The organism is Streptomyces niveiscabiei, assembly GCF_001419795.1.
GTDB lineage: Bacteria > Actinomycetota > Actinomycetes > Streptomycetales > Streptomycetaceae > Streptomyces > Streptomyces niveiscabiei.
Genome location: NZ_LIRL01000178.1, coordinates 1 through 9,472 on the forward strand (window position 1 = coordinate 1; position 9,472 = coordinate 9,472).

6 protein-coding genes and 2 pseudogenes are annotated in these 9,472 nt (G+C 73.5%); 3 read left to right on the forward strand and 5 right to left on the reverse strand.

Annotated features, from left to right (window positions below):
* Nucleotides 1–213 (forward strand): annotated as a pseudogene (locus AOK24_RS09810) (exonuclease SbcCD subunit D); the annotation flags it as partial.
* Nucleotides 210–3,194, forward strand: coding sequence for an AAA family ATPase (locus tag AOK24_RS09815; RefSeq protein WP_055719668.1), 2,985 nt, complete (start codon nt 210–212; stop codon nt 3,192–3,194). The pseudogene AOK24_RS09810 and the gene AOK24_RS09815, both read left to right, overlap by 4 nt.
* On the opposite strand, the gene AOK24_RS09820 is transcribed toward AOK24_RS09815, so the two are convergent.
* On the reverse strand, nt 3,188–3,634 hold the full coding sequence (locus AOK24_RS09820) for an Lrp/AsnC family transcriptional regulator (RefSeq protein ID WP_055719669.1): 447 nt from the start codon (nt 3,632–3,634) through the stop codon (nt 3,188–3,190). The genes AOK24_RS09815 and AOK24_RS09820 overlap by 7 nt on opposite strands.
* 93 nt (nt 3,635–3,727) lie before the next feature.
* Here AOK24_RS09820 and AOK24_RS09825 point away from each other — a divergent pair, with 93 nt between their 5' ends.
* Entirely contained in the window at nt 3,728–4,192 is a 465-nt protein-coding gene (locus AOK24_RS09825) for a rhodanese-like domain-containing protein (RefSeq protein WP_055719670.1), read from the forward strand.
* Between the two features lie 79 nt (nt 4,193–4,271).
* Here AOK24_RS09825 and AOK24_RS09830 read toward each other — a convergent pair whose 3' ends face one another.
* From AOK24_RS09830 to AOK24_RS09845, 4 genes and pseudogenes are all read right to left on the reverse strand, one after another.
* Nucleotides 4,272–5,960, reverse strand: coding sequence for a DUF885 domain-containing protein (locus AOK24_RS09830; protein WP_055719671.1), 1,689 nt, complete (start codon nt 5,958–5,960; stop codon nt 4,272–4,274).
* A gap of 142 nt (nt 5,961–6,102) precedes the next feature.
* Complete coding sequence (locus tag AOK24_RS09835) at nt 6,103–7,329, reverse strand: GNAT family N-acetyltransferase (protein WP_055719672.1); 1,227 nt, start codon at nt 7,327–7,329, stop codon at nt 6,103–6,105.
* Between the two features lie 173 nt (nt 7,330–7,502).
* Nucleotides 7,503–9,089 (reverse strand): alkaline phosphatase D family protein, encoded by a 1,587-nt coding sequence (locus AOK24_RS09840; RefSeq protein WP_055719673.1) that lies wholly within the window; start codon nt 9,087–9,089, stop codon nt 7,503–7,505.
* A 138-nt stretch (nt 9,090–9,227) separates the two neighbouring features.
* Nucleotides 9,228–9,472 (reverse strand): annotated as a pseudogene (locus AOK24_RS09845) (MocR-like pyridoxine biosynthesis transcription factor PdxR); the annotation flags it as partial.

Consider the following 9,472-nt stretch of genomic DNA (forward strand, 5'->3'; position numbering starts at 1 on the left):
CTCCCCCACACCCTGAACCTGGTCTTCGCCCCCGACCGCGCCCCGGAGGACCCCGAGGCGTCGTACGCGCGCCGCCTGGCGGGCCGCACGGACCAGGAGATCGCCGAGGACTTCGTGACGCACGTACGGGGAGCGGGCCCGGACTCGGACGAACAGGGCGTGCTGAGGGCGGCGTTCGACGCGGTGCGCGCGCAGGAGGCGGTGGCCCGATGAGGCTGCACCGGCTCTCCCTCACCGCCTTCGGCCCCTTCGGCGCCACCCAGACCGTCGACTTCGACGCCCTCTCCACCGCCGGCCTCTTCCTCCTGCACGGCCCCACGGGCGCCGGCAAGACCTCGATCCTGGACGCCGTCTGCTACGCCCTGTACGGCGTCGTCCCCGGCGACCGGCAGAACGGCCAGGGGCTCACCCTGCGCAGCGACCACGCCGCCCCGGACGTCCGCACGGAGGTCGTCCTCGACCTCACCGTCGCCGGACGCAGGCTGGAGATCACCCGGCAACCCCCCTGGCAGCGCCCCAAGAAGCGCGGCGCGGGCACCACCCTCGACAAGGCCCAGACCTGGCTCAGGGAGCACAAGGCGGGCGCCTGGAAGGACCTCAGCCGCTCCCACCAGGAGGTCGGCGAGGAGATCACCCAGCTCCTCGGCATGAGCCGCGAACAGTTCTGCCAGGTCGTCCTCCTCCCGCAAGGCGACTTCGCCCGCTTCCTGCGCGCGGACGCGGAAGCCCGCGGCAAGCTCCTGGGCCGCCTCTTCGACACCCAGCGCTTCGCCGAGGTCGAGAAACGCCTCGCCGACCGCCGCCGCACCACGGAGGCCCGCGTCAGGGACGGCGACGCCACCCTCCTCGCGGACGCGCACCGCATGCAGCAGGCGGCCGACGACTCGATGGACCTCCCCGAACTCACCCCCGGCGAACCGGGGCTGGCGGAAGCGGTCCTGGCGGCGGCGGCGATCGCCCGCAGCACGGCCCGCGAACAGCTGACGATCGCCCACTGCGGACGCACGGCGGCGGACCAAGCCCAGCACCAGGCGCAACGCGCGCTGGACGACGTACGCGAACTCGCGCGCCTCCAACACCGCTTCGACGAAGCACGGACCAGGGCAACCCGACTCCAGGAACGCTCCGGCGCCTACGAGGAAGCCCGCGCCCGCATGGACCGCGCCCGGAAGGCGGAGGCCGTCAAGCCCGCGCTGGACCTGCGCGAGGAGGCCGACGCGGAACACGCCAGGGCCGTGAGGGACGAGGCCCGCGCGCGGGCGCTGCTCCCGCAGCCCGACAGCGAGGCCGACGCCGTCACCCTCGCGGCGGCGGCCCGCCGCACCACCGAGGAACTCGGCGGCCTGGAGTCGGCCCGCAGAGCGGAACGCAGGCTCACCGAACTGACCGGCGAACGCGCGACCCTGGACCGCCAGGAGCGCGCCGACGCAGCCGACCTCACCGACGCCGAGGCCTGGCTCACCGGCTGGGACGCGACCCGCGAGGCCCTCCAGGCCCGGGTCGACGCCGCGCAGGACGCCACGACACGGGCCGAGAAACTCGCCGAGCGCCGCGAACCGGCACGCCACAGGCTCGCGGCGGCCGAACTCCGCGACAGCCTCGCCCGCGACATCGAAACCGCCCAACAACGCGCGCTCACCTCCGGCGAAGCCGCCCAGCAGGCCCGCGCGCACTGGCTCGACCTCAAGGAACAGCGCCTCGACGGCATCGCCGCCGAACTCGCCGCGAGCCTCGTCGACGGTGCCCCCTGCGCGGTCTGCGGCGCCACCGAGCACCCCGCGCCCGCGCGCAAGGACGCCGGACACGTGGACCGCGCCGCCGAGGAGCAGGCATACGAGACGTCCCAGCGCGCCGCCGAAGCGCATGAGCGCGACGAACAACACCTCAACAACGCCCGCCAGGCCCTCGCCGCCGCCTCCGCCGAGGCCGGCGACACCCCGACCGCCACCCTCACCGCCGACTTCGAGGACCTGGAACGCCAGTACGCGCACGCGCGCCGCGAGGCGTCCGGCCTGCACGCCGCGCGCGAGGAACTGCACGCCGCGGAGCAAGAACGCGAGCGGCGTATCGCCGTCCAGCGCGACGCGGCCGTACGTGTCGCCTCGCGGGCCGTCCACCGCGAGAACCTGGAGCGCGAACAGGCCGACCTCGAACAGGAGTTGGCGCGGGCGCGCGGCAGTGCCGAGAGCGTGGCCGCGCGCGCCGCCCACCTGGAGCGGCGTGCCGGACTGCTGACCGGCGCGGCGGACGCCGTCCGCGCCGCCGAGGAGAGCGCGAGCCGTCTCAAGGACGCCGACGGCCGGCTCGCCGAGGCCGCCTACCGGGCGGGCTTCAGCACCCCCCGCGAGGCCGCCGACGCCCTCCTCGCCCCCGACGCCCACCGCGACCTGCAACACCGCCTGGACGCCTGGCAGGCCGAGGAGTCCGCCGTCCGCGCGGTCCTCGCCGAACCCGAGACGGCAGCCGCAGCCCAACGCCCGCCCGCCGACCTCACCGGCGCCGCCGAACGCGCCTCCGCCGCCGCCGAGGCCCTGCGCCGGGCCGCCTCAGCGCGGGACGCCGCCGCCCGCCGCTGCGAGGAACTGGACCGCCTCTCCGCGCGCGCGGAAAGCGGCGTACGCCACCTCGCGCCCCTGCGCCGGGAGTACGACCGGGTGGCCCGGCTCGCGGGGCTCACGGCGGGCACCTCGGCGGACAACGAACGCAAGATGCGCCTGGAGGCGTACGTGCTCGCCGCGCGCCTGGAGCAGGTCGCCGCCGCCGCGACCGTACGGCTCCAGCGGATGTCGTCCGGGCGCTACACCCTCGTGCACTCCGCCGACCGCTCCGGGCGTGGGCGCAGCGGGCTCGGGCTGCACGTCGTGGACGCCTGGACGGGGCGCGAGCGCGACACGGCGACGCTGTCCGGCGGGGAGACGTTCTTCGCGTCCCTGGCGCTCGCCCTCGGGCTCGCGGACGTCGTCACCGACGAGGCGGGCGGGGTGCGGCTCGACACCCTGTTCATCGACGAGGGGTTCGGCAGCCTCGACGACCAGACCCTCGACGAGGTCCTCGACGTCCTGGACTCACTGCGCGAGCGCGAGCGCAGCGTGGGCATCGTCAGCCACGTCGCGGACCTGCGGCGGCGCGTCCACGCCCAGCTGGAGGTGGTGAAGGGGCGGACCGGGTCGACGCTGCGCAGGCGCGGTCACTGACCGAGCGGGCGGCGCGGGAGGGGCGAGGAGTAGACGACGCTCGTCGTCACCGACCCGAGCGCGCCGAGCTTCCCCGACACCTCCTCCAGGTGCCGCATCGAGCGGGCGGTGACCTTGATGACGAAGCAGTCGTCGCCCGTCACGTGGTGCGCCTCCAGGATCTCCGGGGTGACCGCCACCAGGTCGTGGAACGGCTTGTAGTTGCCGTTGGGGTACCTGAGCCGGACGAACGCCAGGATCGGCAGGCCCAGCCGCTCCGGGTCGACGACCGCCGCGTACCCCTGGATCACCCCGGTCTCCTCCAGCCGCCGCACCCGCTCCGTCACCGCGCTCGGCGACATGGACACGGCGCGCGCGAGGTCGGCGAACGAGGCGCGGCCGTCGCGCTGGAGGACGTCGAGGATGCGCCAGTCGGTGGCGTCCGGGGAATACGCGGTCATGGGGCCAGAGTGCCGGGGAATCCCCGGCCGATCAAGGTCAGGGCCGGGGAACCGCTCTTCAGACGCGGCGCCGCCGGCCGTAGATTTCTCGCCATGACGACGATCACGAACCCCGTCCTGCGCACCGCGCCCGCCGCCCCCGCCGAAGCCGCCGCCTACTTCCGCGCGAGCCTCGCCTTCCACGCGGACGTCTCCGACGTCGCCGCCGCGCTGCCCACTGACGAGTTCGTCGTCATCGACTCCCGCTCCACCGAGGCGTGGGACCAGGGCCACATCCCCGGCGCGATCCACCTGCCGACCGCCCTCATCCCCGAGCAGGCGGACCAACTCCTCGACAAGAGCGTGCCGGTGGTCACCTACTGCTGGGGGCCCGGCTGCAACGGCGCCACCCGGTCCGCCCTCGCGCTCGCCGAACTCGGCTACCAGGTCAAGGAGATGCTCGGCGGGTTCGAGTACTGGGTGCGCGAGGGCTTCGAGTTCGAGACCTGGGAGGGACACGGGCGGCGCGACGCCGACCCGCTCACCGCGCCCGTCGGCTCCGACAACTGCGGCTGCTGACACGCGACTTGGGCGCCCTCCCCGTCGTACGGGGGTCGTACGGAGCAGGGCGCCCGATGTGTCGTACCGTCAGGAATCCTTACAGGGCGGCCAGTTCGTCCACCAGGTCGTCCAGGCCCAGGGAGCCCTGGGAGAGGGCAGCCATGTGCCACGCCTTCAGGTCGAACGCGTCGCCGTGGCGCTCGCGGGCCTTCTCGCGGCCCAACAGCCAGGCGCGCTCGCCGAGTTTGTAGCCGATGGCCTGGCCCGGGATCGTCAGGTAGCGGGTGAGTTCGCTGACCACGAAGTCGGCGGGGCGGCTGCTGTGGGCGAGGAAGAACTCCTGGGCCAGCTCCGGGGTCCAGCGCTCGCCGGGGTGGAACGGGGAGTCCGCCGGGATCTCCAGCTCCACGTGCATGCCGATGTCGATGATCACGCGGACCGCGCGCATCATCTGCGCGTCCAGATAGCCGAGGCGCTCCTCCGCGTCGGCCAGGAAGCCGAGTTCGTCCATCAGGCGCTCCGCGTACAGGGCCCAGCCCTCGGCGTTGGCGCTGACGATGCCGACGGTCGCCTGGTAGCGGGAGAGGTTCTCGGCGACGTGCGCCCACTGCGCGAGCTGCAAGTGGTGCCCGGGAACGCCCTCGTGGTACCAGGTGGACACCAAGTCGTAGACGGGGAACCGCGTCTGACCCATCGTCGGGAGCCAGGTGCGGCCCGGGCGTGAGAAGTCCTCCGAGGGGGGCGTGTAGTACGGCGCGGCGGCGCTGCCCGGCGGCGCGATGCGGGACTCCACCTTCCGTACCCGCTCGGCGAGTTCGAAGTGCGTGCCGTCCAGGGACTCGATCGCGCGGTCCATCACGCCTTGCAGCCAGTCGCGGACCTCGTCGACGCCCTCGATGTGCCGGCCGTGCTCGTCGAGGTGCGCGAGCGCCGTCCACGGGGTCGCGGCGCCGGGCAGGATCTTCTCGGCCTCCTTCCTCATCTCGCCCAGCAGGCGGTGGTATTCGGCCCAGCCGTACGCGTACGCCTCGTCCAGGTCGAGGTCGGTGCCGTTGTAGTAGCGCGTCAGGCGCGCGTACCGCTCCCGGCCGACGACGTTCGGGGCGCCCTCGACCGCCGGGGCGTACACCTCCCGCATCCAGTCCCGGAGTTGGACGACGGCGGCGGTCGCTTCCCGCGCGGCGGCGTCGAGTTCGGCGCGCAGCGCGTCGGGGCCGGCCGCCGCGAAGTCCTCGAACCAGCCGCGCCCCTCGCCCGTGTCGGCCCACTCGCCGAGCTGCTCGATGAACGTCGCCGTCGGCCTCGGGGCCGCGAACAGCTTGCGTTCCAGGCCGAGTTCGAGGGACGCCCGGTAGCCGCGCAGCGCCTCCGGCACGGCCCGCAGCCGCTGCGCGATCGCCGCCCAGTCCTCGTCCGTGTCGGCCGGGGTCACCGTGAACACCTCGCGCACGTGCTGCGCGCGCGTCCCCAGGTTGCCGACCGAGCGCAGCTCCTCCCCGGCCTCCAGGACGGCGAGTTGGGCGGTCAGCCGCTCCCGCAGCAGCCGCGCGCACCGCCGCTCCACGCCGCTGTCCGCGCCGGGCACGCGCTCCGCCTCGTCCAGCGCGGCCAGCGTGCGCCGCGCGAGCTCCGCCAGCGCCTCCTGGCCGGCGGGCGAGAGGTCCGGCATCCGGCTCGAACTCTCCTTCGCGCCGAGGTAGGTACCGGTGACCGGATCGAGGGCGATGAGGCCGTCGACATACGCGTCGGCGACCTCGCGGGGCAGCGGGCTGTTCGTCTCTGACATGCGGACATCCTCGTACGGATACCGGTGTCGCGTCAGCCCGGATCGCGCGGGAGCCGGGCGGAGGCGGCCGGATTTCGCCGAGAGCCGAGCGGCGTACGTATCCCGGGGCGGCGTACCGGCCGTACGTCCTGCGCCCGCCCGATCACTCCCGCCCGATCCGCTCCTGGGCCCGCACCTCGAACGGCAGCGTCTCGGGGGTCACCCCGTCGAGGCGGGCCGTGATGACCAGGGTGCCTTCCTCGATCTGGTAGTCGAGCGGCAGCCCCAGCGAGCGCATCGCCGCGACCATGGCCGTGTTGCCGGAGCGGGTCACCGCGTACACGCTCTCGCCGCCCGTCTCGACGGCCATCCGCACCAGCCTGCGCAGCAGTTCGCCGCCGATGCCGCGCCCCTGCCAGTCGTCCTCGACGAGGAGGGCGACCTCGGTCTCGTCGCCGTCCCACAGGAGGTGGCCGAGGGCGACGACGCGGCCGGAGGCGGTGCGGACGGCGAGGGTGCGGCCGAAGCGGGGGCTCAGGAGGTGGCCGAGGTAGCGGTCGGCGTCGCCGACGGGGCCGTGGTAGCGCTTCGTGAGGGTCTGCGGCGAGCAGCGGTCGTGCATCGCCTTCGCGGCGTCCAGGTCGGCCTGGTCGGCGCGGCCCACGGTGATGTCGGCGCCCTCGGGCAGCGTCAGGACGTCCTGGCCGCGCGGTACCCGGGGCCCGAGCCGCGTGTCGAGCTCGACCAGCGCGCGGGCGCGCGCGAACTCGGTCGGGGTGAACGGCAGGTACGGCCGCTCCACGGTGATCACTCCGCCTTCCGGCGCCCGCAGGCGCAGCACTGTCTCCTCCAGGACCCCCTCGGCCGGCACGTCGTGCGCGCCCGGCAGCGAGCGGATCGCGCACCGGCCCAGCAACTGCCGCAGCGCGAGCGGCAGTTCCGCCGCGTCCAGGGCGGTACGGGTGGCGAGGCCGAGGACCCGGGTGGGCGCGTCGACGAGGTCGTGCGTGTCGGCGCGCTCGATCCATGTCGAGGTGCCGCCGGCCGCCGCGACCGCGTGGGTGATCTCGGCGGAGGTGAGGTCGCCCGGCGCGCGCAGCAGGAACTCGTCGACCGTCTCCAGGCCCAGCGGGTGCGTCTGGAGGCTCAGGATGTCCACCCGGTGCCCGGCGAGCGCGGCGCACAGCGCGGCCAGCGAGCCGGGTGCGTCCTGCACGGTCGTCCGCATCCGCCACAGCGTGCCCGCGAGGGTGTCGGTGTCCCCGGCGGGTGGCCGGGGGCCGGTATCGCTCCCGGGTGGGGCGGGGTCGTGGCCGTGTGATCGCCAGGCGTGCAGGGCCGCCCGGAGGGCCGCGACGGAACGGGTGACAGCAGTCGTCTTGTGAGTCATGCATCCACTGTGCAGGAACGGTGTTGCGTGATCACGAACGTACTGTGACCGATGGGTAAATGCCCATTTCGTATTTTCGTCGCGGACCGCTTCTTTCCGGCCAAAGCGGGACACCGCGCACCGGGGGATGACGCCGGTACGCGGCACACCGCCGAGCCTACGGGACCCGGGCCCTACTGGCCGACACGTCCCGGCTGAAGTACCCGCGTGTACAGGACAGTTCCGTCCGACTCGCGCAGCCGGACCGTCAACTCCCCGCTGTGGCCGTCGATGTCGACCTCGCCGAAGAACTGGTACCCGTCGGCCGGTGAGACGTTCGCGGTCGCCGGCGCCTTGACGAACACCCGCTCGGGGCCGAACGTGCCGTCCAGATCATTGGCCGGAAACGCACCCGCGTTGAGCGGTCCGGAGACGAACTCCCAGAACGGCTCGAAGTCCTTGAACGCCGCCCGCGACGGCTGGTAGTGCTGCGCCGACGTGTGGTGCACGTCCGCCGTCAGCCACACCGTCCCGGTGATCCGGCGGTGCTTGATGAACCGCAGCAGCTCCGCGATCTGGAGCTCACGCCCCAGCGGCTGCCCGGGGTCGCCCTGCGCGACGGCCTCGAAGTTCGGCTTGCCCTCCACCGGGTCCGGGACGACGAGCCCGAGCGGCATGTCGGCGGCGATCACCTTCCACACCGCGCGCGAGCACGCCAGCTCCCGCTTCAGCCACTCCAGCTGCTCCCGGCCGAGGATGCCCTGCGGGTCGGTCGTCTGGACGTCCGTCGAGTTCGCGTTGCGGTACGTGCGCATGTCCAGCACGAACACGTCCAGCAGCGGCCCGTGCCGCAGCACACGCTGTACGCGGCCCTGCTGCGCGCCCGGCGTGAGCGTCGACACCGGGAAGTACTCGCTGAACGCCCTGCGCGCGCGTGCGGCGAGCACGTCGAGGCTCTTCTCCGTGTAGCGCGGGTCCGAGTCGGTGATGACCTCGCCCGGGTACCAGTTGTTGCGGACCTCGTGGTCGTCCCACTGGATGATTGACGGCACCTGCGCGTTGAACCGGCGCAGGTTCTCGTCCAGCAGGTTGTACCGGAAGTTGCCCCGGTACTCCGCGAGCGTCTCGGCGACCTTCGACTTCTCCTCGGTCACCAGGTTGCGGTACACCCGGCCGCCCGGCAGCGCCTGCGTCGCCGCGATCGGCCCGTCCGCGTAGATGTTGTCGCCGCTGCACAGGAAGAAGTCCGGGTCCAGCTTCGCCATCGCGTCGTAGATGCGGTAGCCGCCGATGTCCTGGTTGATGCCCCAGCCCTGCCCGGCCAGGTCGCCCGACCACAGGAACTTCACGCCCTGGCGCCGCTTCTCGGACACCGTCCGGAACGTGCCCGTCACCGGCTCACCCGTACGGCGCGGGTCGTCCGGGTCCGCCAGTAGCACCCGGTAGTGGATCTGCTCGCCCGACGGCAGCCCGTGCAGCCGGGTCGTGCCGGTGAAGTCCGTCCCCGCGCCCAGCAGCGGCCCGTGCCAGCGCTTCGGGTTGCGGAACGACTCGGTGGCCGCCGTCTCCACGACCATCCGCGCGGGCCGGTCCGAGCGCACCCACACCAGCCCCGAGTGCGCGCCGACGTCCCCGGTCTGCACACCCCACCCGGCGGCGGGCCGCCCCGACAGGGCGAACGCGGGCGCGGCGCCCAGCGCGCCGGGCAGGGACAGCGCCGCCGACGCGGCGAGCGAGCCGCGCAGGACGCCGCGACGGCTGGGAGAAGGGAACGACGACATGACAGGGCCTCCGGAAAGGGGAAGGGGCCGGGGTGCACAGTCACACCTACGGGGAGCGGAGAACCGGTTCGGAAATGCCGGGTGAACAGCGGGACGCCCGGGGGAGTGGCTTGGGGGTGACGCGGGTACGCCGCCGCCTCACCCGCCGACGGCCCGCGCCATCAGCTCGACGCCGGTACGGATGCGTATCGGCGTGAGGTGGGCGTAGCCGAGGACGAGACGGGGGCGTACGTCGCTACGGGGCCGTACGTCGCTCTGTACGCGTGCGCGTGGGTACGAGGGTGAGGGGGCGAGGCGGGAATCGTCGTCCCCGCGCGCGTGTACGTACGTCCCGTCGGCGAAACCCGCCTCGACGCCGGTGGCGCCGACGGGACGTACGTACA

What these genes read in the sequence shown, in the direction of transcription:
- AOK24_RS09815 (WP_055719668.1), top strand. Translation starts at nt 210, where the DNA reads ATGAGGCTGCACCGGCTCTCCCTCACCGCCTTCGGCCCCTTCGGCGCC.
- AOK24_RS09840 (WP_055719673.1), bottom strand. Translation starts at nt 9,089, where the DNA reads ATGTCGTCGTTCCCTTCTCCCAGCCGTCGCGGCGTCCTGCGCGGCTCG.
- AOK24_RS09825 (WP_055719670.1), top strand. Translation starts at nt 3,728, where the DNA reads ATGACGACGATCACGAACCCCGTCCTGCGCACCGCGCCCGCCGCCCCC.
- AOK24_RS09830 (WP_055719671.1), bottom strand. Translation starts at nt 5,960, where the DNA reads ATGTCAGAGACGAACAGCCCGCTGCCCCGCGAGGTCGCCGACGCGTAT.
- AOK24_RS09820 (WP_055719669.1), bottom strand. Translation starts at nt 3,634, where the DNA reads ATGACCGCGTATTCCCCGGACGCCACCGACTGGCGCATCCTCGACGTC.
- AOK24_RS09835 (WP_055719672.1), bottom strand. Translation starts at nt 7,329, where the DNA reads ATGACTCACAAGACGACTGCTGTCACCCGTTCCGTCGCGGCCCTCCGG.